Below are 19,896 nucleotides of genomic sequence, written 5' to 3'. Positions count from 1 at the left end.
GCCCGCCGCGAAAGCGCCTCAGCCCCGCGGCGCGTGCTCCTCGAGGAACTCGTACAGGTCGGTGGTGTCGACGCCGGGGAACGAACCGGTCGGCAGGGTCGCGAGCAGGGTGCGGGGCGTGCGTACGTTCGGCCAGGCCTGGTCGCGCCACTCCCCCTCGAGCTCCGCCGGCGCGCGGCGGCAGCACACTTCGACCGCATGCCGCGACACGCCGCGGTTGGTCGTCTCGCGGCCGATGAACCACTTCGTGTCATCGAAGCGCACGCCCACGCTCACCGAGTGCGCGCCCTCGCTCGAGTGCTCCACACGCGCGGTGCACCAGTACGTGCCGTTGCCGGTGTCGGTGTACTGGTAGTACGGGTTGAACTTGTCGGGGATGTCGAACACGACCCGGCTCGTCCACTTGCGGCAGCACATCTGCCCTTCGATCGACCCGAGCCGGTCGGACGGGAAGTTCACGTCGTCGTTCTCGTAGACCTTCGTGATCGTGCCCGACTCGTGCACCTTCAGGAAGTGCACCCGGATGTCGAGGTGCCTCGTGGCGAGGTTCGTGAACCGGTGCGCGGCCGTCTCGTACGACACCGAGTAGGCGTCGCGCAGGTCTTCGATCGACACCGCGCGGCGGCTCTTGGCATCCTGCAGGAACGGTGCGGCGTGGTCCTCGGGCACCAGCAGCGCGCCGGTGAGGTAGTTGGTCTCCACGCGCTGGCGCAGGAACTCGGCGTACGAGCGCGGCTCCGCGTGCCCGAGGATCCGGCTGGCGAGAGCCTGCAGCACCGGCGTGCGCGAATCGCCCTTGGCGGGCACCAGGCTCGAGAGGTAGAGCCGGCCGTGGCGAAGGTCTGCGACGCTGCGGGTGGATGCCGGCAGGTCGGGCACGTAGTGCAACGAGAAGCCCAGGTGCGCGGCGATGTCCGATGCGGTGCGCTGGGTGAGGGGCCCGCCGGGGTGGTCGACGGCGGCGAGGATCGTCCGCGCCTGGTCCTCCAGCTCGGGGAAGTAGTTGTCCTGCCGGCGCATGAGGTGTCGCAGTTCGACATTGGCGCGACGCGCCTCTTCGGGAGTCGCCGACCGTTCATCGCCGAGCCTCTCGATCTCACCCTGCAGCGCGAGCATCGCCCGCAGCACGTCGTCGGAGACCGCTTTGCCGATGCGGAACGGCGCGATGCCCAGCGCCTGGAAGGTCTGGCCCTTCATCGCGCGCTCGAGCGCGATCTCCATCGTGGCGCGCTCGTCCAGCGGCTCCGCTTCGAGCAGTGCGTCGACGGTGACCCCCAGCGCCGTCGCGATCGTGCGCAGCAGCGTGAGCTTCGGCTCGCGCTTGCCGGTCTCGATCATCGACAGCTGACTCGGGGCACGGGAGACCGCGCCGGCGAGCTCGTCCAAGGTCATGCCGCGGGCGGTGCGCAACTGGCGGATGCGGCGGCCGATGGTCAGTGCATCGGACGCCTCCGACTCGTCCGGAGGCGAAACGTCGAGGATCGTCATGTCCGGAAGTGTGTCACGAAAGTAGAAATATCAGCAAACTTCCCCCGCCTCCTGGTCGCCATTGCCTGTGATATTCACCCAGAGTGGAATCACAACCCCGGTGTGACACTCACCGGCAGACCACGACACAGGAAGACAGGGCCATGACACCCACCGCCACGGGCACCGCGCCCGCCATCACCGAATACACCGAGATCGACCCGATCCGCCCGACTACGGGGCCGATCGACACTGGAGCCTGCGCCATCGAGATCGCAGGGCCCATCCGTGACCGCTACGAAGAGGTGCTGACCGAGGATGCGATCGCGTTCCTCGCCGCCCTCCACAGCCGCTTCGCGGGGCGCCGGCACGACCGGCTCGCCGACCGCATGCGCCGCCGCTTCGAGATCGGCAACGGGCACGACCCGGCCTTCCGCGACGACACCCGCCACATCCGTGAGGACGCCGAATGGCAGGTCGCCGGCGCCGGTCCCGGCCTCGAGGACCGCCGCGTCGAGATCACCGGCCCCACCGACCCCAAGATGACCATCAACGCCCTCAACTCGGGCGCGAAGGTCTGGCTGGCCGACCAGGAGGACGCCACCAGCCCCACCTGGCGCAACGTCATCGAGGGCCAGCTGTCGCTGCGCGACGCGATCCGCGGGCAGCTGCGCTTCACGAGCCCCGAGGGCAAGACCTACGAGGTCACCGCCGAGCAGACGCCGACGATCGTCATGCGTCCGCGCGGCTGGCACCTGACTGAGAACCACATCCAGTACACCGATCGCGCGGGGCGTACCCTCGCGGCATCCGGTTCGCTCGTCGATTTCGGACTCTACTTCTTCCACAATGCGCAGGCGCTGATCGACGGCGGCCGCGGCCCCTACTTCTACCTACCGAAGCTGGAGTCGTCCGAAGAGGCGAAGCTGTGGGACGACGTTTTCAGCTTCAGCGAGCAGTACCTCGGCATCGACCACGGCACCATCCGTGCCACGGTCCTCATCGAGACGCTGCCGGCCGCCTTCGAGATGGAGGAGATCCTCTTCGAGCTGCGCGACCATTGCGCCGGCCTGAACGCGGGCCGCTGGGACTACATCTTCTCGATCATCAAGAACTACCGCGGCCGCGGCGCCCGGTTCGTCCTGCCCGACCGCAGCGAGGTCACCATGACCGTGCCGTTCATGCGGGCCTACACCGAGCTGCTCGTCCAGACGTGCCACCGGCGTGGGGCGTTCGCGATCGGCGGCATGAGCGCGTTCATCCCGAACCGCCGTGACCCCGAGGTGACCGCGCAGGCGTTCGAGAAGGTCGCCGCCGACAAGAAGCGCGAGGCCGGCGACGGCTTCGACGGCACCTGGGTCGCCCACCCCGACCTCATCCCCGTGGCGCGCGCCGAGTTCGACGCGATCCTGGGCGACAAGCCGAACCAGCTCGACCGGCAGCGTCCCGAGGTCACCGTGCGCGCCGAAGACCTGATCGACGTGCACATCGGGCGGCCGATCACGGCAGCAGGGGTGCGGGGCAATGTGTCGGTCGCGATCCGCTACATCGAGGCGTGGCTGCGGGGCTTGGGGGCCGTCGCGATCGACAACCTCATGGAGGACGCGGCGACCGCCGAGATCAGCCGCTCGCAGGTGTGGCAGTGGATCCACCAGGATCGCCGCACCGAGGACGGCACGGCGATCACCCGCGACTACATCGAGGGGCTCATCGCCGAGGTGCTGGGCGAGGCCGACCGCCGCGACGGCGACCGGTTCGACGATGCCGCCGAGGTGTTCCGCGAGGTGGCCCTGGGCGTCGACTTCCCGACGTTCCTGACCCTGCCCGCGTACTCGCGCTACCTGGTCGAGACCGACTGAGCAGGGCAGCACGAGAAGAGTGGATGCCGGAGACCCCGGCATCCACTCTTCTGCTGTGTCAGCGGCGCGCGGCCACGACGGTGGCGGCGATGGTCCAGGCGGCGATCCAGACCGCGCCCAGCACGAGTGCGGCCAGCGGCAGGAAGGCGATCGCGTACGCGATCCCGGCGCCGAACGTGCCGTAGACGCTCAGCGCCGCGATCAGCAGCGCACCGGCACCGCCGATGATGCGCAGGATGCCGGCGTTGCGGCGCGCCGGCACCTCGGCACGGTTGACGTCGACGACGCCGACCGCGATCAGGGCTATCCCCGAGACGGCGAGCAGGGCGGGAACGGCGAACAGCAGCACTGCGGCAAGCGACATGCGCCCACATTAGCCAGACCGACTCTGAACCCAGATGTCGATTCCCCGCCGTCCCGTTCGACGTGATCACGTAGCGTCACTGACAACGGAAGGACACGACGATGCGTTATCTCATGCTGGTACTGACAGACCCCGCGCTCGAGACGGCCGAGGAAGGACCGGTCACGATCGAGGACTGGGTGGACGAGACCTACGGCTCGGGTCGCGCGGTGCTCGGCGACCGGCTGCGTCCCGCCGGCGAGGCCAAGACGGTGCGCCGGCGCAAAGGCGAGGTCATCGTCAGCGACGGCCCCTTCGCCGAGGCGCACGAGCTGATCGGCGGCTTCGACGTGCTCGAATGCGACTCGCTCGACGAGGCCGTCGAAGTCGCGTCGCGGCATCCGATGGCCGCCGCCGGCATCATCCAGCTGCACCCGGCCTGGCCGCTCGATCTGTGATGGGCGCGGGGAGCGCGCGCGGACTACGCTCATAGCGTGACCGAACGCGCTCCCCTGTCTCGCAAGCTGTCCGCCATCGCCGAGTCGGCGACCCTCAAGGTCGACGCGAAGGCGAAAGCGCTCCAAGCCGCCGGCCGCCCCGTCATCTCGTACGCCGCCGGCGAGCCCGACTTCGCGACGCCGCAGTTCGTGGTGGATGCCGCGGCCGAGGCGCTGCGGGACCGCGCCAACTTCCGGTATACGCCCGCCGTCGGTCTGCCGGTGCTGCGCGAGGCCATCGCCGCCAAGACCGTGCGCGACTCGGGCCTCGAGGTCGCGCCTTCGCAGATCATCGTCACCAACGGCGGCAAGCAGGCCGTCTACCAGGCGTTCCAGGCGGTCGTGAACCCCGGCGACGAGGTCCTGCTGCCCGCGCCGTACTGGACCACCTACCCCGAGGCCATCGCACTGGCCGACGGCACGCCGGTCGAGGTGTTCGCCGGGGCCGATCAGGAGTACAAGGTCACCGTCGAGCAGCTCGAGGCAGCCCGCACCGACAAGACGACGGTGCTCGTGTTCGTGTCACCGTCCAATCCCACCGGCGCGGTGTACACGCCCGAGGAGACCAAGGCGATCGGCGAGTGGGCGCTCGAGCACGGCATCTGGGTGATCAGCGACGAGATCTACCAGAACCTCGTGTACCAGGGTGCACACGCCGTCTCGATCGTCGAGGCCGTGCCCGAGCTCGCCGGGCAGACGATCCTCGTCAACGGCGTCGCGAAGACCTACGCCATGACGGGTTGGCGCGTGGGCTGGATGGTCGGGCCCGCCGACGCGATCAAGGTCGCCGCGAACCTGCAGTCGCACCTGAGCTCGAACGTCAACAACATCGCGCAGCGCGCGGCGCTCGCGGCGCTGACCGGTCCGCAGACCGAGGCCGAGAAGATGCGCGCGGCGTTCGACCGCCGACGTCGCCTGATCGTCGCCGAGCTCGCGAAGATCGACGGCGTCACCGTCCCGAACCCGCTCGGCGCGTTCTACGTCTATCCCGATGTGACGGGTCTGCTGGGCCGCACGTGGGCGGGCAAGACGCCCACGACGTCGCTCGAGCTCGCCGATCTCATCCTCGAGTCCGCCGAGGTCGCCGTCGTTCCCGGTGAGGCGTTCGGGCCATCGGGCTACCTGCGCTTGTCGTACGCGCTCGGCGACGACGCGCTGCTCGAGGGCGTGCAGCGCCTGCAGCGCCTGTTCTCGTGACGCCGGCTACAGCTCGACGCCGATGAGCACGGGCTCGGGCTGCAGGATGAGCCCGAATTCGGCTTGAACGCGCTGCTGGATGAACCGCGCCAGCTGTGCGAGCTCGCCGGCCGAAGCGCCCCCGCGGTTGGTCAGCGCCAGCGCGTGCTTGGTCGACAGCCCGGCCCGCGAGCGCGGCAGCTTGAAGCCCTTGCGCAGTCCGGAGTGCTCGATGAGCCACGCGGCGCTGACCTTGACGTCCGGCTCGGACGACGTGGGCGGCGCGACCAGGCCGGTGTACTCCTCGAGCGGGATCACCACGACCGGGTCGAGGTCGGGGGCCATCGGCCAGCGCGGGCACTCGTCGGGAAGCGTCCGTGCGAACGGGGCCGTGACGATCGCGTTCTGGAAGAACGATCCCGCACTGTACGTGTCGGGGTCATCCGCGTCGAGCACCATGCCCTTGCGCGCCCGTGTCGCGAGCACCGTCTCGCGGATCCACTGGAGGGTCACGGCGTCGTCGGGCGCGAGCCCGAGCGCGGCGCGCAGCTGGTCGCCGGGCACGGTGGTCGCCCCGGCGCCGATCACCGGCAGATCGAGCGTGACCGACAGGATCACCGCAGACCTCGCCGGCACCGACCCGTAGTGGTGCTTGAGCACCGAGGTGCGGAAGCCGAGTCCGAGCTCGGATGCCGGGACCGTCGACACCTCGCCGGTGGCCTCGTCGATGAGGTCGACCTCGACGAGCGTCTGGACGATCTCCTGCCCGTACGCTCCGACGTTCTGCACCGGGGCGGCGCCGACGGTGCCGGGAATGCCGGACATGGCCGAGATGCCGCCGAGGCCCTCGCGCACCGCGAAGGCGACCAGGTCATCCCATTCGTGTCCGGCCTGCACCCGCAGCCGCGCGAAGCCGTCGCAGGGCGATTCCAGACGCTCAATGCCCGTCGTGCGGACGAGGACCACGGTGCCGTCGAACGGCTCGTCGCCGATGAGCAGGTTGGAGCCGCCACCGACCACGAGCCACGGTTCGCCCGTGGCCCAGACATCGCGCAGCGCCGCGACGACCTCGCCGGTCGTCTGCGCCTCGACCATGCGGTCGGGCGTGCCGCCCGTGCGCAGGGTGGTCAGTTCGGCCAGCGGCCGCGGACTGATCTCGGGCATGTCAGGCGGCGAGCCGGACGCGGACCTGCGCCTTGCCGAGGACGGTGGTCTCGCCATGGGTGACGGTCAGGTCGATGCGGGCGGTCTCGTCGTCCACGGCGCCGACCTTGGCGACGACGGTGAGGTCGGCGCCGGCTTCGACGTCGACGACGACGGGACGCGTGAAGCGCACCCCGTACTCCACGATGCGGCCGGCATCACCCAGCCACGGGACGATCGTCTCAACGGCCAGGCCCATCGTGAGCATGCCGTGTGCGAGGACACCCGGCAGGCCGACGCGGGTCGCCACGTCGTCGCGGTAGTGGATGGGGTTGAAGTCGCCGGACGCACCCGCGTAGCGGACGAGCGACTCGCGGGTCAGGTGCACATCGCGCTGCGCGACGACGACGCCGATCTCGAGCGCGGTCATGCGTCTTCACCGCCGATCAGCAGCACAGAGGTCGCGGTCACGACGTGCGCGCCCCCGGCATCCATCATCTCTGCCTCACTCGTGACCATGGCTCCCTTTCCGAAGGGACGGATGCCGGTGATGCGCAGCTGCGCGGTCAGCTCATCGCCCGCGACGATCGGGCGCGTGTACCGGAAGCGCTGCTCGGCGTGCACCGTGCGCTCGAGGGCGATGCCCGAGTCGGGCTCGGACAGGAGCTGCTGCAGCGTGAGGTCCTGGACGACCATCGCGAACGTGGGCGGTGCGACCACATCGGCGTAGCCGAGCGCCTGCGCGGCGGCGGGGTCGAGATGCTGCGGGTCGGTGGCGAAGACGGCGCGGGAGAACTCGCGCACCTTTTCACGGCCGACGAGGTACGGGGCGGTGGGCGGGAAGTCACGGCCCACCAGCTCAGGGTTCACGGACACCCCTCGATCCTACCGACCGGGTCAGCGGGAGCGACCGGCCTTGATCGCGCGGATGGCCATCTGCACGGCTACGTAGGTCATGAACAGGGCGAACAGCACGTTGCCGGTGAACGGATCGATGCGGGTGGCGATCACGGCGCCGAGCGCGGTGGTGACGCAGGCGGCGCCGCCGACGAGAGCCGCCGCGAGCAGGTCGACGTTGCGGCGCTGCAGGTTGCCGACGGTGCCCGAGATCGCTGTGGGGATCATCATCAGCAGCGAGGTGCCCTTGGCGACCAGGTCGCTCGTGCCGAACAGCAGCATGAGCGCAGGGACCACGATGACGCCGCCGCCGACGCCCAGCAGTCCCGCCAGGACGCCGGTGATGACGCCGAGCACGACGAGTCCGATGATGGTGATCCAGTTCAGCGGCAGGTCGGCGTCGCGGGAGGGCACGACGACGAAGAGCATGACGATGACGACGACGAGGAAGCCGACGAACCCCCAGCGCAGGACGTTCTGCGACAGTCGCGCGAGCAGCCATGTGCCGACCTGCGCGCCGACGACGGCGCCGGCGGCGAGGATGAGCGCCGGGATCCAGGCGACGGAGCCGTGGACCGCGTAGGAGATGACCCCGACCGTCGCAGTCGGGACGATCGCCGCGAGCGAGGTTCCGGCGGCGAGGCGCTGGTCGAAGTGGAGGAACATCACCAGCAGCGGAACGATGATCGTGCCGCCGCCGACGCCGAACAGGCCCGACATGAGGCCGGCGGCCAGTCCGATGCCGATGCACGTGAGAAAGAATCGCGGGGTGCGCGCGGGGCGCGGCGCGACGTTCGTCATGTGTGGGGCCTCCGACTCCGGGCGCCACCGTCCGACGCCCGGACGAGCCTATCGCGCAGTGGTGAGGTGCGACCGACCGCGAGGCCCGGAACGGTTCACGCCCGCTGCCACTCCCCGTCGTACAGCCGGCGGTGCTCCGCACCCCCGGCGTTGCCGGGGCAGGTCACCGCCACCCGGAACGTCGGCCGGGCGTGTGCGCCCAGGCATCGGATCTCCCACTCGACGCGCTCGCGCACGCGTGCGGTCACCGTCTCGTGATTGTCGTGATCCGGGCAGCGGTACACAGCCGGAACGAGCGTCACCTGACTCATCGGACCCCCAAAGTCCTTCGACGGAGAAGCCCCACGCTTCCCGCGTGACGGGACCCCAGATCCCGTCAGTCCAGATCTACCAGGTGGATGTGGCCGCATGCAAGTGAACGGCTCGCTAATCCTCCGTCTACGGGGTGTCAACCCCCTCGCCCGTCGCCGTGTGGGTCGGTTGACTGCGGATACGAGCAATCGACCATCGGCGGGAGCCCCTCACCATGAAAGACATCCTGATCGACGGACACCGCATCCTGACGACCGACGAAGTCGCCGATGCCGTGATCGAATACGCGCGCAAGCTGCTCGTCGCCGGCTATTCCGACATCGTCGAGTTCCCGACGGTGCATGACGGCGAGCTGGCGCGATGCTCCCTTCTACTGGGCAGCGGCTCGCTCGCGGTCGTCGACGCGGGGGTGGTGATGTCGTCGTCCTTCGGGGACGCCGACCAGGCGCGGGCCGAGATCCATCGTCGCGCCGACTCGCTGCGCAGTACCCGGTCTCTGACCTGACGATTGCGCCCCCGCCGATTCTGGGCGGGGCCGAAGGCGTCTCTCGACCGGGGCTACTTCTTGGCGGGGCGCCATCGACGTTAGGTCGGCGTCCGAGTTGCTGCGAGGGGCTTGCGACGGCGTGTGGCGGGTGCTGCCCGGAGGCCTTACGTCGCGACGACGTGGACTTCCTGCGGCGCGGGGTCATCGGCTTCACCCGGTCCGACGTCCATGTGCTCGGCGACCAGCATGATCCCGCCCGACGAGTTCGCCGAGTCGGCGAGCTCTTCGATCCACTTCCGGCTGAGTTCGGTCGACTCGGGGTCGTCGAAGACGAACCGCAGCGGGATCGACGGGTGCAGCCAGATCGCGCTGCGGCCGCGCGGCTGATCGTCGGGGTGCTGCCACGAGACCGTGAAGCTCTCGCCGCGACGCAGCTTGGTGGCGATGACCACCTTGAGGTGCGCGAGGGCGCGATCCTCGATGTGAATAGGCGTGGCCGAGCCGCCGTAATAGATAGTGCCCACGTGCTCACCATAAGCCCTCTGCCGGCGGTCCGGTGACGACGAGATCCGATGTAGCGGGAGCGGGGCTTGAACCCGCGACCTCACGATTATGAGTCGTGCGCTCTCACCAACTGAGCTACCCCGCCGCGATACACCCGAAGGTGGATGCGAGCCCCGAGTCAGGATTGAACTGACGACCCCTTCCTTACCATGGAAGTGCTCTGCCACTGAGCTATCGGGGCGCGCTGCCCGCTTCCGGGCAACCAGAACAGAATACCATCGGCGCGGCATCCTGCAGAATCGATGTCAACTTGTCGTGTGCTGCTGCATCCAGGTGTACGGGTCGATCCGGGTGCTGCCGTTCACGAGCACCTCGAAGTGCAGGTGAGGGCCGGTCGCCTTGCCGGTGCTGCCCACTTTTCCGAGCACATCTCCGACGCTCACCGTGTCGCCGGCCGACACGCGCAGTGAGCCGTATTGCATGTGCGCGTAGCGGGTCGAGACCAGCTGGCCGTCGACCACGTGGTCGACGATGACATTGACGCCGTAGTCTCCCCCACCCTCAGTCGCCAGCCGCACGGTGCCGTCGGCGATGACGTGCACCTCGGCACCGGCGCCGGGCGCCAGGTCCACACCGTGGTGCGGCGACGAGAACTGTGCGAGGTAGCTCGCCGAGCCGTACGCGGCCGATACCGGCACTCCCACCGGGAACGGCCACTGGATGGCCGCCGCCGGGTCGTTGACCCAGGTGCCGGCGAAGTGGGTGACGCCGGAGTCGGCGGCGATGTCGGCCATCGACGCGACATCGTACTTCTCGGTGCGGTCGAGGGCGTCTGCCGTGAGGTCGGATGCCGCGACATACGCCTGGATCTCGTCGTCTTCGATGACGGTGGCCGACTTCGGCGCCACGACGGTGATGTCGGCGCTCGTCTCGCCGACGGCGGCGGCGATGGATGCCGGTGTCGTCGTGCCGATGGCCAGCAGGCCGACCGCGCTCATCACGAACATCGAGAACGACACTCCGGCAAGGCGCTTCAGCGCGATGCGGCCGTTCAGGCGACGATGCCGAGGTGCGGTGTGGACCTCGGGCACCTCCTGGGTCTCCTCGGCCAGCGCGGCGGCGGCCACCTGCACGGGCGTCTCGCCGGTGAAGGCGAAGAGCTGTGCGGAGAAGTCGAAGTCGTCGATACAGGTCGGATCGGTGCCGACCGCGGCGAAGGCGGTGCCGGCGAGCTGTTCGGCCGCGGTCGCCGTGGGAGCATCGATGGACGCGATCGCCTCGAGCCGGTTCGGCGCGGCGATCGCGCGCACCGGCTCCGCTGCCTCAGCGGCGGCCAGCGCAGGCAGGGAGACGAGCGCGGCGGCCTGGATGGCGCGCATCGGCTCGATCGGGGACGCCGGTTCGAGCGGAGGCACCTCGGCGGCGGTCTCGATGCTCTGAGGTGCGGCCGTCTCGGCTTGCGCTGCACGCCGGCGACGCAACTCGGCGCGGGTCAGCGGCGCCTCTTCGGCGGTCGCCATGTGCGCGAGCGCAGCGGTCACGCCGACCACGAGCGCCGTCTCGGCCAGGGCAGGGATCTCGACGAGCCCCGCCGGCTCGGCCTGACCGGTCGACTCCACCGGTACCTCCGCACCCTCGAGCGCCACAGGCGCAGAGGGTCGACGGCGTGAGCGGCGCGTGGGCGCGGCATCGGCCGGGGAGGTCTCGACGGTCAAAGAATCGGGCTCTCGGGTCTTGGTCGCTCGGGAAAACGACAGCACTTCGGGGGGCTTCGATCGCGTCCTGCTTCGGGTGCAAGAGTAACGATCGGGTAAACACTACCCCGGAGAGACTGTGAATGCCATGAATCCCTACCGATATACCGCTTCTGAAATCTGTTCGTAAAGTTCCGGCCCGGCAGCGATGGTCATGTCCCGCCCGGGTGCGTCACCGGGCTGTCCGCCGATGCGTCCGCCGGCCTCGGTGACGAGCAGTCCCCCGGCTGCGTGGTCCCACGGATGCAGCCCGCGTTCGAAGTAGCCGTCGAGCCGGCCGGCCGCGACGTATGCGAGATCGAGCGACGCGGCACCGGCCCGGCGCAGGTCGCGGGCGAGCGGCATCACGCGACGCACCCGCGCGAGATCGCCCTCGTGCGTCGCGGGGTCGTATCCGAACCCGGTGGCCAGGAGCGCGCCCGCCGGCGACGGCGCTCCCACCGCCAGCCTCGTCTCACCCAGCCATGCCCCGCCCCCGAGCGAGGCGGAGAACATCTCGTCGAGGCTCGGGTCGTACACGGCCCCGGCAACCGGCATCCACTTCGCAGAGACGGGCTCCCCCGTCACCGCGGCGATGCTGACGGCGTAGTGCGCAATGCCGTAGGCGTAGTTGACGGTGCCGTCGATGGGGTCGACGACCCAGGTGACCCCGCTCGTGCCGCGCTCGGCGTCGGTCTCCTCGCCGAGGAAGCCGTCTCCGGGGCGGGCGCCGGCCAATCGCGCGCGGATGAGCGCCTCGACCTCGCGGTCGGCGTCGGTGACGATGTCGGCGAGCGCCGACTTGGTCGCGGCGATCGCGACGCCCTCGCCGCGTCGGGTACGCGCGAGCGCCCCCGCTTCGCGCGCGATGTCGACGGCCAGAGTGAGAAGCTCGTGCGGATCCACCATGGACCCCACGCTACGCAATACCGTGAGGAGATGAGCGACCGATACGACGCCGTCATCGTCGGCGGCGGCCACAACGCCCTCGTCAGCGCTGCCTATCTCGCCCAGGCCGGCCATCGTGTGGTCGTGCTGGAGCGTCTGGAGACGCTCGGGGGCGCCGCCGTGTCGCAGAGCCCATGGCCAGGAGTCGACGCGCGCCTGTCGCGGTACTCGTACCTCGTGAGCCTGCTGCCGCAGACCATCGTCGCCGACCTCGGCCTCGAGCTGACGCTGCGACGACGCCGCTACTCCTCCTACACGCCCGACCCGACCGACCCGGCGCGGGGGATCCTCATCGACACGATGGATGCCGCAGCCACCGCCGCCGGCTTCGCTCGCACGACGGGGGACGGCGCTGAAGCCGAGCGGTTCGCGCGGTTCGGCGCGCGGTTGCGCCCGTTCGCCGAGGCCGTGTTCCCCACCATGAACGGCGCACTTCCCCGTGCCGAGGATCTGCGCGCGCGCGTCGGCGACGACGCCCTGTGGGAGTCGCTGACCGCCGTGCCGCTGGGCGAGCTGATCCGCTCGTCCCTGGAGTCCGACATCGCTCGCGGCATCGCCCTCACCGACGGTCTGATCGGCACGTTCGCCGCGGCCGATGATCCGTCGCTGCGACAGAACCGGTGCTTCGCGTACCACGTGATCGGCGGCGGAACGGGCGACTGGGACGTGCCGGTGGGTGGCATGGGCACGGTCAGCGCGGCGCTCGAGCAAGCGGCGCGCCGTGCGGGTGCCGAGCTGCGCACCGGCGCGACGGTGACGGCTGTTTCACCCGACGGCGAGGTGCGGCTCGCATCGGGTCGCACTGTGCACGGCCGCGTCGTGCTGAGCGGTGTCGGTCCTGCCGTGCTGGCGGAGCTGGTGCGTGCGGCGGGGGCGGATGCCGCGCCGGTGGCCCCGCCGGAGGGCGCGCAGCTGAAGGTCAACATGCTGCTGCGTCGGCTGCCCCGGCTGCGCGATGACAGCGTGGCGCCCGAGGCGGCGTTCGCCGGGACGTTCCATGTCAACGAGACGTTCACCCAGCTCGACGCGGCGTACGACGTCGCAGAACGCGGCGAAATCGCCGACCCTCTGCCCGCGGAGATCTACTGCCACTCGCTGACCGATCCGACGATCCTGGGCGCCGGTCTGCGCGCCTCGGGCGCCCACACGCTGACACTGTTCGGCCTGCACGTGCCCCACCGGCTCACCCGCGGTGCCGATCCGGATGCGCTTCGCACCGATCTGCTGGCCGCGGCGACGCGTTCACTGGACGCGGTGCTGGCCGAGCCGCTGGCCGACTGCCTGTACGAGGCGCCGGACGGGTCACCGTGCATCGAGGCGCGGACGACGGCAGACCTCGAGCGGTCGCTGGGCATGGCCGGCGGCGACATCTTCCACGGCGACCTGTCCTGGCCGTGGGCCGGCGACGACGAGCCGATGGACACCGCGGCGCAGCGCTGGGGTGTCGCCACCGAGCACGACCGGGTCCTCATATGCGGGACGGGCGCCCGGCGCGGCGGCGCAGTCAGCGGGATCGGCGGGCACAACGCGGCCATGGCCGCGCGCGAACTGCTCGCCCGCTGACGAGCTGCACCCCGCGGTCACAGCGCCGTCCGGATCACAGTGGCGGCCGGATCACTGCGCTCTCCCGGATCACACGGGCAGCCGGATCACGGCGCCGCAAGGATCACTGCGGCGGCGCCGGAGGCGGCGGGTAGCCCTGGTAGCCGGGCTGCGGCGGAGCCGGGGGCGCGGGCTGCGGCGGCGCGGGAGGTTGCTCCGGCTGCCCGGGTGCGGGTGGAGACGCGGGCGCGACGGGCTGCCCCGGAGCCGGCACTTCCGTCGGTTCGGGAACCGGCGGCGTGTGCGGGGCGTCCGTGCCGACCCCGGGCACGGGCGTGACCGTGGGCGCGATGCCCGGCACGCCCTGGGTGTAGGTCGGCTGGCCGGTGTAGTAGGCATTCCAGTCCGGAGAGCCGTCGGGAAGCATCGGCAGCGGAGTGATGCCGTCGACATAGGTCGGCCACGGCGCCTGCGCGAGCGGCTGCGCGTAGCTCTGGGCATACGGCGTCGCAACCACGGCGGCCGGGCGGGGCTTCTTCGGCGCGAACAGCGCGTTCACGAGCGGCACGAGGGCCGTTCCCACTGCGGCGAGGATCGCGAGCGCGACGACGACACGCCAGTAGATGGGCCGGAAGACGACGTACTCCTCGATCACGATCGGCACGATCAGCATGATGGCGAGGATCACGACGAGCGCGATCGTGACGTACGTGACGATCGACGTGAAGGTCGTCTCATAGCGCTGGTGCGCCTTCGTGTAGAGGCGCACATGCAGCAGGGCGGCCTGCAGGATGAGGGCGATCAGGAGGAACTTGAAGAACCGTTCGGCACCGGCGCCGAAGTACTGGCTCCCCTCCGGCATCCAGATCAGGAATGCACCCACAAGCAGGACGAGCACCCACGTGACCATGCTCGCCAGCGCGAACCAGGCCGGGCGGCGCGGGGCGAGGTTCGCCTCCAGGATCGCGATGCCCGCGAAGCCGGCCAGCAGCAGGATCGTGAGGAACGCCTTGCCGACCATCCCGTTCGCGTCGCCCAGCAGCACCCAGATGACGCAGACGATGGCCGCCGCGATCAGTGCGCCGATCGCGATCCAGATCGCCGAACGCAGGATCCTGTTCGAGTTCGGTGAGGTGATCGGTTCGCTCATCGCCTGTCCTTCCGCCGGTGCGGCCCGTTCGCCGCACGCCCATCCTGGCATGCGAGGCGAGGGGATGCCGGAACCGTCCACACCCGGCCCTGCTACGCGAAACGGCCCCGTTCGCACGGGGCCGTTTCAGACGGTGGCGAGTGAGGGATTCGAACCCCCGAAGTCGAAGACGGCTGATTTACAGTCAGATCCCTTTGGCCGCTTGGGTAACTCGCCAGGCGCACCCGCCCGGCTTGTACAGTCGACCGGAGGCGCGATCATCCATATTACCCGCACCCGGAGGGTGCCGAGAACCATGGGCTCAGGATGCCGCGGCGATGCGTTCCACGAACGATTCGATGCGGTGCCGTGTGCCGTCGATCCGGCGGTCCACGCTGGCACGGACCTCGTTCGGCGCGAGCGGAGCCGCGAGCCGGACGTTCTCGTGGCATGACAGATCGGCGCAGATGTAGGTGCCGACACTGTCGCCGCGCGCACCGGCATCCCCCGCCCTGCGTGCGGTGAACAGCGCCACCTGATCGCCGGGCTGCATCGCATGACAGAGATTGCACATGGCCGGGTGTGCGCGCCCACCGGCATCCGTCGCCCGCATCAGCACGCCCACCGGCCCCTCGGCGAGATCGGCCACGATGTAGCCGCGGCCGCGGGAGTGCGGATCGCGCCACGCGTAGAAGTCGATGTGGTCCCAGTCGAGGAATCGGAAGTCGGGTGGCACGGCGAGCCGGTCGCGCTCCTCGGGCGACGCATTGATCAGGGCCGCGCGCACCAGTTCTTCGGTCAGCGCCTGCATCACGCCAGTCTACGAACTCACCGCCGCAACGGCTCTGCCGGGGCGAGGCTGACGGGGAATCCGGTCGCGGCTAGACTCCTCGCATGGCTGACTCCTCGTTCGACATCGTCTCCAAAATCGACCGGCAAGAGGCGGACAACGCCCTCAACCAGGCCCGCAAAGAGGTCGAGCAGCGCTATGACTTCAAGGGAACCGACGCCGCCATCGAGTGGAGCGGCGAAGCGATCCTCATCAAGGCGAACACCGAAGAGCGTGCGAAGGCGGTGCTCGACGTGTTCCAGTCGAAGCTCATCAAGCGCGGCATCTCGCTGAAGAGCCTCGAGACGGGCGATCCGGTCGCCGGCTCGAAGGAGTACCGCATCACGTCGACGCTCAAAGAGGGCATCTCGCAGGAGAACGCGAAGAAGATCGGCAAGATCATCCGCGACGAGGGTCCCAAGTCGGTGAAGTCGCAGATCCAGGGCGACGAACTGCGCGTGCAGTCCAAGTCTCGCGACGACCTGCAAGAGGTGCAGCGTCTGCTGAAGGCCGCCGACCTCGACGTCGATCTCCAGTTCATCAACTACCGCTGAGGCGTGCGCTGACTCAGTTGGCGCTTGCAATGGGTACCAGGCAGTAGATTCCGTCGCCAGCGCCAACTTCTCCAGTGGGCTCGCTGTTCAGTTGGCGCCTGTGGCGGGTAACACGCAATTGTTTCCCTCGCCAGCGCCAAGTGAACATGCGGGGCGGCACCGCCGGTGCCGTCAGCGTTCCAGCGCACCGCGCAGCACCCAGCGACGCAGGGCGGCGTAGGCGGCATCGCGGGCGGCCGGGCGCGAGAGGAACACGTCGTGGATCGCGCCATCGATGCGCGCCAGGGTGACGTCGCGGCCGATGCGGGTGGCCGCCCGGGCGATGTCGTCCACGGTGAGCACCGCGTCGGCCGAGGTCATCGCCTCCGACCAGGCGAACGGCTGGACGGATGTCGTGGACAGCAGCACGAGGGCCGGGCACCCCACGTCGACTCCCGCCGCGACTTTGGCGTGCCCGGCGATGACCGCCGCCAGCCACCCGGGGTGCGTGGAGAACCCCCGTTCGGGCCGCCAGTCCTCGTGGCCTGTCGGCAGCGTCTCCAGCTCGCGCTGCGCCCGCGTGTAGAAGCCGAGGTCGACGGCCGGCTGCGCCCCGAGCGGATCGAGACGGGCGCGCGCGTGCACGAGCGGTGTGAGCGCCTGCCGCGCGAACGCGCCGGTCTGCAGCTCGAGCCAGGGGCTGTTCAGCACCAGCGCCGACGCGACGCCGGGGTGGCGCGCGGCCCACAGCGTCAGCGTGAGCCCTCCGGTGGAGTGTCCCATGAGCACCAGAGGGCGCCCGGCGCGGCCGGGCATCGCAGCCAGCGCGGCGTCGATGTCGGCGTCGTAGTCGTCGAGGGATGAGATGTAGCCGGGTGTCTGCCCGGGCCTCAGGCTCCGGCCGTACTTGCGCAGGTCCAGCGCGTAGAACCGGGCGCCCAGACCGTTCCAGAACTCGGCCAGCGCGGTCTGGAAGAAGTAGTCCGACCAGCCGTGCACGTACAGCACGTCGACGTCGCGCAGCGGCCGGACGAGCGCGCCCAACGCGTGCGGGCGCCGGCGCACGAGGGTGGCGGCGACCGGCCCGTCGACATCGGCATCCAGCTCGAGCGTGAGCTGCTGGAACGGAGCGCCGAGCACATCGGGGATCCACTCGGCGGTCATACCGCCAGCGTATCGGCGACCGCTCGGATCACTCTCCGCGCGAGATCTTCACCATCTCGTCGCGGTCGACGACCTTGATCCGCGCGCGCTCGAGCGGCTCGCCGAGCGCGATCTCGTGCTCGTCGAGCCGGTGCCAGCCGTCGAGGTCGGTCCATGCGACACCGCGCTCTGCGAGAAGCGCCGGGATCGCGTCGGGCGACGGATCTGCCGGGTCCCACCATGAGCCCTGGTCGTTGATGAGATGGCTGATGGTCTCCATCGCGTCGGACTTGGTGTGCCCGATGAGACCGACCGGGCCGCGCTTGATCCAGCCGGTGGCGTAAACCCCGGGCACGCGCTCGTTCGACTCCTTGTGCAGCACCTGGCCCTCACGGTTCGGGATGACGCCGTGCCTTTTGTCGAAGGGCACGCCGGGCAGCGGCGATCCGAAGTAGCCGACCGCCCGGTACAGCCCCTGCAGCGCGACCTCGCGCAGTTCACCGGTGCCGACCACGCCCCCCTCGCCGTCGGGCCGCGTGCGCTCATAGACGAGCGCCGCCGCGCGGCCATCGGCATCTTTGCGGAGCTCGACCGGCTTGGCGTAGAAGTGCAGGTGCAGGCGACGGCTGGCCTGACCCCCGGAGTTGTTGACGCTCGGCCGCTGGCGCCACGACTGCAGGATCCGGTCGATGACCATGACCTGTTTGTTCGATGCGATTGCGGACTTGGAGGCTTCGTCGTAGTCGAAGTCCTCGTCGTAGACGACCATGTCGACGTCGCGCAGCTCGCCGAGCTCGCGCAGTTCGAGCGGGGTGAACTTGACCTGCGCGGGGCCGCGCCGGCCGAACACGTGCACGTCGGTGACGGGCGAGGCCTGCAGACCCTCGAACACGTTCTGAGGGATCTCGGTGGGCAGCAGGTCCTCGGCGTGCTTGGCGAGCAGCCGCGCCACGTCGAGTGCGACGTTGCCGTTGCCGACGACGCCGACCGACTCGGCCTCGAGCGGCCACTCGCGCGGGAAGTCGGGGTGCCCGTCGTACCAGCTCACGAAGTCCGCCGCGCCGTACGAGCCGACGGCATCCGTCCCGGGGATGTCGAGGTCGGCGTCGCGGATCGCACCGGTGGCGAAGATCACCGCGTGATAATGCTGCTTCAAGTCGTCGAGCGTGAGGTCGGTGCCGAAGTGCACGTTGCCGAAGATGCGGATGTCACCGCGGTCGAGCACGTCGCGCAGCGCCGTGATGATGCCCTTGATGCGCGGGTGGTCGGGTGCCACGCCGTAGCGCACGAGCCCGTACGGTGCGGGCAGCTGGTCGAACAGGTCGATCGCGACCTCGAACTTGCGCTCCGCTTTGAGCAGGATGTCCGCGGCGTAGATGCCGGCGGGTCCGGCGCCGACGATGGCCAGCCTCAGCTTGGTCATGGGGTCCTTCCGAAGGGTGAGCGCGGGCGACAGCCCGAGGGGTTCAGCGGGAGCGGTCGACGACGAAGCGCGCGAAGCGGGTGAGCGCATCGCGCACGGCGCCCGACGGCAGCGGCTCGAGCGCGGCGACCGCCTGCTCCGACCATTCGACGGCCAGCAGCCGGGTCTGCTCGGTGGCGTCGTGGTCGCGGAGGCGGGCGAGAGCATCGTCCAGGATGCCGGGGTCGGCACCGTCGACGATGCGTGCGACGCCGTCGTCGATCGCGGTCTTCAACTGCTGTGCCTCGGCATCGCCGGCACGGCCCAGCAGCAGGTACGGCATGGTGGGGACCCCGGCGCGCAGGTCGGTTCCGGGCACCTTGCCGGTCTCGTCGGCATCCGCCGACAGGTCGATGACGTCGTCCAGCAGCTGGAAGGCGATGCCGGCCTTCTCACCGAACTCGAGCACCGGCTGCTGGTACGCACCCGGCGCGTTCGAGAACAGCACGCCGGCCTGGGCGGAAGCGGCGATGAGCGACCCGGTCTTGTCGGAGAGCACCTGCAGATAGAACTCGACGGGATCGTCGCCGACCTGCGCCCCCACGGTCTCGTGCATCTGGCCGAGGACGAGGCGCTCGAACGTGTCGGCCTGCATGCGGATCGCACGCTCGCCGAGTCCGGCCATGAGCTGGCTCGCCCGCGAGAACAGCAGGTCACCGGTGAGGATTGCGACGTTGTTGCCCCACACCGACTGCGCGCTGGGCACACCGCGACGGGTGTCCGCGCCGTCCATGACATCGTCATGATAGAGCGAGCCGAGGTGGGTCAGTTCGAGAGCAGCGGCGCCGGCGATGACGTCGTCGTTGACCCCGTCACCGAACTGCGAGGTCAACAGCGTCAGCATGGGGCGGATGCGCTTGCCGCCGGCCTCGTACAGATACCGGGTCGTGGCGTCGACGAGCGGGTCGGTCGTCTGCAGTTCGAGCTCAAGCCGCTCCTCGACGCGCGTGAGGCCCTCGTCGACGGTCGCGGCGAGCGCGCGCATGCGCGGACCGGCGAAGATGCGCTCGGTCGGGCCGAGACGGCTCGCCAGCTGCGAGCTGGGCGAGGACGGGCGCGGAGTCACCCTGACAGCCTACCGTCGGCCCGGA

21 protein-coding genes and 3 tRNA genes are annotated in these 19,896 nt (G+C 69.8%); 6 read left to right on the top strand and 18 right to left on the bottom strand.

Annotation, left to right across the window (positions count from 1 at the left end; all coding sequences use genetic code 11):
- Positions 1 to 18: 18 nt before the first annotated feature.
- Entirely contained in the window at positions 19 to 1,488 is a 1,470-nt protein-coding gene (locus tag BKA10_RS00555; protein WP_183497970.1) for a helix-turn-helix transcriptional regulator, read from the bottom strand.
- Positions 1,489 to 1,631: 143 nt separating this feature from the next.
- On the opposite strand from BKA10_RS00555, the gene aceB reads away from it, so the two are divergent.
- Entirely contained in the window at positions 1,632 to 3,326 is a 1,695-nt protein-coding gene (gene aceB, locus BKA10_RS00550) for a malate synthase A (RefSeq protein WP_183497968.1), read from the top strand.
- Positions 3,327 to 3,384: 58 nt separating this feature from the next.
- Here the strand turns inward: aceB and BKA10_RS00545 are convergent, their stop codons facing one another.
- The gene (locus BKA10_RS00545; protein ID WP_183497966.1) at positions 3,385 to 3,690 is read right to left on the bottom strand and encodes a hypothetical protein; all 306 of its coding nucleotides are present in this window, start codon (positions 3,688 to 3,690) and stop codon (positions 3,385 to 3,387) included.
- 113 nt (positions 3,691 to 3,803) lie between these two features.
- Between BKA10_RS00545 and BKA10_RS00540 the strand changes: the two genes are divergently transcribed.
- Together BKA10_RS00540 and BKA10_RS00535 are read left to right on the top strand one after the other, a co-directional pair.
- On the top strand, positions 3,804 to 4,127 hold the full coding sequence (locus BKA10_RS00540; RefSeq protein ID WP_241740024.1) for a YciI family protein: 324 nt from the start codon (positions 3,804 to 3,806) through the stop codon (positions 4,125 to 4,127).
- A 36-nt stretch (positions 4,128 to 4,163) separates the two neighbouring features.
- Positions 4,164 to 5,363: an aminotransferase class I/II-fold pyridoxal phosphate-dependent enzyme gene (locus BKA10_RS00535; protein WP_183497963.1), complete on the top strand. Its 1,200-nt coding sequence runs from the start codon at positions 4,164 to 4,166 to the stop codon at positions 5,361 to 5,363.
- Positions 5,364 to 5,369: 6 nt separating this feature from the next.
- Here BKA10_RS00535 and BKA10_RS00530 read toward each other — a convergent pair whose 3' ends face one another.
- From BKA10_RS00530 to BKA10_RS00510, 5 genes are all read right to left on the bottom strand, one after another.
- Positions 5,370 to 6,506, bottom strand: coding sequence for a UDP-N-acetylmuramate dehydrogenase (locus tag BKA10_RS00530; protein WP_183497961.1), 1,137 nt, complete (start codon positions 6,504 to 6,506; stop codon positions 5,370 to 5,372).
- Between the two features lies 1 nt (position 6,507).
- On the bottom strand, positions 6,508 to 6,915 hold the full coding sequence (locus BKA10_RS00525) for a MaoC/PaaZ C-terminal domain-containing protein (protein ID WP_183497959.1): 408 nt from the start codon (positions 6,913 to 6,915) through the stop codon (positions 6,508 to 6,510).
- Complete coding sequence (locus BKA10_RS00520; RefSeq protein WP_183497957.1) at positions 6,912 to 7,361, bottom strand: FAS1-like dehydratase domain-containing protein; 450 nt, start codon at positions 7,359 to 7,361, stop codon at positions 6,912 to 6,914. Before BKA10_RS00520 ends, BKA10_RS00525 begins: the two co-directional genes overlap by 4 nt.
- Before the next feature lie 21 nt (positions 7,362 to 7,382).
- Positions 7,383 to 8,183, bottom strand: a complete 801-nt coding sequence (locus tag BKA10_RS00515) for a sulfite exporter TauE/SafE family protein (RefSeq protein ID WP_183497955.1) — start codon at positions 8,181 to 8,183, stop codon at positions 7,383 to 7,385.
- Between the two features lie 95 nt (positions 8,184 to 8,278).
- Positions 8,279 to 8,494 (bottom strand): hypothetical protein, encoded by a 216-nt coding sequence (locus BKA10_RS00510; RefSeq protein ID WP_183497953.1) that lies wholly within the window; start codon positions 8,492 to 8,494, stop codon positions 8,279 to 8,281.
- A 215-nt stretch (positions 8,495 to 8,709) separates the two neighbouring features.
- Here BKA10_RS00510 and BKA10_RS00505 point away from each other — a divergent pair, with 215 nt between their 5' ends.
- On the top strand, positions 8,710 to 9,000 hold the full coding sequence (locus tag BKA10_RS00505) for a hypothetical protein (RefSeq protein ID WP_183497951.1): 291 nt from the start codon (positions 8,710 to 8,712) through the stop codon (positions 8,998 to 9,000).
- Between the two features lie 146 nt (positions 9,001 to 9,146).
- Here BKA10_RS00505 and BKA10_RS00500 read toward each other — a convergent pair whose 3' ends face one another.
- The 5 genes from BKA10_RS00500 to BKA10_RS00480 all read right to left on the bottom strand — a co-directional run bounded on the left by BKA10_RS00500 (position 9,147) and on the right by BKA10_RS00480 (position 12,128).
- Entirely contained in the window at positions 9,147 to 9,506 is a 360-nt protein-coding gene (locus tag BKA10_RS00500) for a DUF7882 family protein (RefSeq protein WP_183497949.1), read from the bottom strand.
- Positions 9,507 to 9,557: 51 nt separating this feature from the next.
- Positions 9,558 to 9,631 (bottom strand) — tRNA-Met (locus tag BKA10_RS00495).
- A gap of 24 nt (positions 9,632 to 9,655) precedes the next feature.
- Positions 9,656 to 9,727: transfer RNA gene (locus BKA10_RS00490), tRNA-Thr, on the bottom strand.
- Between the two features lie 64 nt (positions 9,728 to 9,791).
- Positions 9,792 to 11,132 (bottom strand): peptidoglycan DD-metalloendopeptidase family protein, encoded by a 1,341-nt coding sequence (locus BKA10_RS00485; RefSeq protein WP_248199128.1) that lies wholly within the window; start codon positions 11,130 to 11,132, stop codon positions 9,792 to 9,794.
- A 204-nt stretch (positions 11,133 to 11,336) separates the two neighbouring features.
- Entirely contained in the window at positions 11,337 to 12,128 is a 792-nt protein-coding gene (locus tag BKA10_RS00480; RefSeq protein WP_183497947.1) for an inositol monophosphatase family protein, read from the bottom strand.
- Between the two features lie 30 nt (positions 12,129 to 12,158).
- On the opposite strand from BKA10_RS00480, the gene BKA10_RS00475 reads away from it, so the two are divergent.
- Positions 12,159 to 13,730: a phytoene desaturase family protein gene (locus tag BKA10_RS00475; RefSeq protein WP_183497945.1), complete on the top strand. Its 1,572-nt coding sequence runs from the start codon at positions 12,159 to 12,161 to the stop codon at positions 13,728 to 13,730.
- Positions 13,731 to 13,833: 103 nt separating this feature from the next.
- Here the strand turns inward: BKA10_RS00475 and BKA10_RS00470 are convergent, their stop codons facing one another.
- The 3 genes from BKA10_RS00470 to BKA10_RS00460 form a co-directional block, all read right to left on the bottom strand.
- The gene (locus tag BKA10_RS00470; protein ID WP_183497943.1) at positions 13,834 to 14,859 is read right to left on the bottom strand and encodes a hypothetical protein; all 1,026 of its coding nucleotides are present in this window, start codon (positions 14,857 to 14,859) and stop codon (positions 13,834 to 13,836) included.
- 134 nt (positions 14,860 to 14,993) lie between these two features.
- Positions 14,994 to 15,075, bottom strand: a tRNA-Tyr gene (locus BKA10_RS00465).
- Between the two features lie 85 nt (positions 15,076 to 15,160).
- Positions 15,161 to 15,649 carry an FBP domain-containing protein gene (locus BKA10_RS00460; protein ID WP_183497941.1) on the bottom strand — a complete coding sequence of 163 codons (489 nt, stop codon included), beginning with the start codon at positions 15,647 to 15,649 and terminating at the stop codon, positions 15,161 to 15,163.
- 83 nt (positions 15,650 to 15,732) lie between these two features.
- Here BKA10_RS00460 and BKA10_RS00455 point away from each other — a divergent pair, with 83 nt between their 5' ends.
- Complete coding sequence (locus BKA10_RS00455; RefSeq protein WP_183497939.1) at positions 15,733 to 16,221, top strand: YajQ family cyclic di-GMP-binding protein; 489 nt, start codon at positions 15,733 to 15,735, stop codon at positions 16,219 to 16,221.
- A gap of 171 nt (positions 16,222 to 16,392) precedes the next feature.
- Here BKA10_RS00455 and BKA10_RS00450 read toward each other — a convergent pair whose 3' ends face one another.
- From BKA10_RS00450 to BKA10_RS00440, 3 genes are read right to left on the bottom strand one after another with little or no spacing between them, the layout of a single operon-like run.
- Positions 16,393 to 17,364 carry an alpha/beta hydrolase gene (locus BKA10_RS00450; RefSeq protein WP_183497937.1) on the bottom strand — a complete coding sequence of 324 codons (972 nt, stop codon included), beginning with the start codon at positions 17,362 to 17,364 and terminating at the stop codon, positions 16,393 to 16,395.
- 28 nt (positions 17,365 to 17,392) lie between these two features.
- Entirely contained in the window at positions 17,393 to 18,766 is a 1,374-nt protein-coding gene (locus tag BKA10_RS00445) for an FAD-dependent oxidoreductase (RefSeq protein WP_183497935.1), read from the bottom strand.
- 43 nt (positions 18,767 to 18,809) lie between these two features.
- Complete coding sequence (locus tag BKA10_RS00440; protein ID WP_248199131.1) at positions 18,810 to 19,871, bottom strand: polyprenyl synthetase family protein; 1,062 nt, start codon at positions 19,869 to 19,871, stop codon at positions 18,810 to 18,812.
- Positions 19,872 to 19,896 lie beyond the last annotated feature (25 nt).

Source organism: Microbacterium invictum (assembly GCF_014197265.1).
Taxonomy (GTDB): Bacteria; Actinomycetota; Actinomycetes; order Actinomycetales; family Microbacteriaceae; genus Microbacterium; species Microbacterium invictum.
This window is presented reverse-complemented; position numbering and strand designations above follow the sequence as displayed.

Bases quoted from the DNA above. Each gene is read 5' to 3' on its own strand.
- BKA10_RS00525 (WP_183497959.1), bottom strand. From the start codon at position 6,915: ATGACCGCGCTCGAGATCGGCGTCGTCGTCGCGCAGCGCGATGTGCAC.
- BKA10_RS00545 (WP_183497966.1), bottom strand. From the start codon at position 3,690: ATGTCGCTTGCCGCAGTGCTGCTGTTCGCCGTTCCCGCCCTGCTCGCC.
- BKA10_RS00475 (WP_183497945.1), top strand. From the start codon at position 12,159: ATGAGCGACCGATACGACGCCGTCATCGTCGGCGGCGGCCACAACGCC.
- BKA10_RS00530 (WP_183497961.1), bottom strand. From the start codon at position 6,506: ATGCCCGAGATCAGTCCGCGGCCGCTGGCCGAACTGACCACCCTGCGC.
- BKA10_RS00540 (WP_241740024.1), top strand. From the start codon at position 3,804: ATGCTGGTACTGACAGACCCCGCGCTCGAGACGGCCGAGGAAGGACCG.
- BKA10_RS00515 (WP_183497955.1), bottom strand. From the start codon at position 8,183: ATGACGAACGTCGCGCCGCGCCCCGCGCGCACCCCGCGATTCTTTCTC.
- BKA10_RS00505 (WP_183497951.1), top strand. From the start codon at position 8,710: ATGAAAGACATCCTGATCGACGGACACCGCATCCTGACGACCGACGAA.
- BKA10_RS00510 (WP_183497953.1), bottom strand. From the start codon at position 8,494: ATGAGTCAGGTGACGCTCGTTCCGGCTGTGTACCGCTGCCCGGATCAC.
- BKA10_RS00460 (WP_183497941.1), bottom strand. From the start codon at position 15,649: ATGCAGGCGCTGACCGAAGAACTGGTGCGCGCGGCCCTGATCAATGCG.
- BKA10_RS00450 (WP_183497937.1), bottom strand. From the start codon at position 17,364: ATGACCGCCGAGTGGATCCCCGATGTGCTCGGCGCTCCGTTCCAGCAG.
- BKA10_RS00455 (WP_183497939.1), top strand. From the start codon at position 15,733: ATGGCTGACTCCTCGTTCGACATCGTCTCCAAAATCGACCGGCAAGAG.
- BKA10_RS00555 (WP_183497970.1), bottom strand. From the start codon at position 1,488: ATGACGATCCTCGACGTTTCGCCTCCGGACGAGTCGGAGGCGTCCGAT.
- BKA10_RS00480 (WP_183497947.1), bottom strand. From the start codon at position 12,128: ATGGTGGATCCGCACGAGCTTCTCACTCTGGCCGTCGACATCGCGCGC.
- aceB (WP_183497968.1), top strand. From the start codon at position 1,632: ATGACACCCACCGCCACGGGCACCGCGCCCGCCATCACCGAATACACC.
- BKA10_RS00470 (WP_183497943.1), bottom strand. From the start codon at position 14,859: ATGAGCGAACCGATCACCTCACCGAACTCGAACAGGATCCTGCGTTCG.
- BKA10_RS00445 (WP_183497935.1), bottom strand. From the start codon at position 18,766: ATGACCAAGCTGAGGCTGGCCATCGTCGGCGCCGGACCCGCCGGCATC.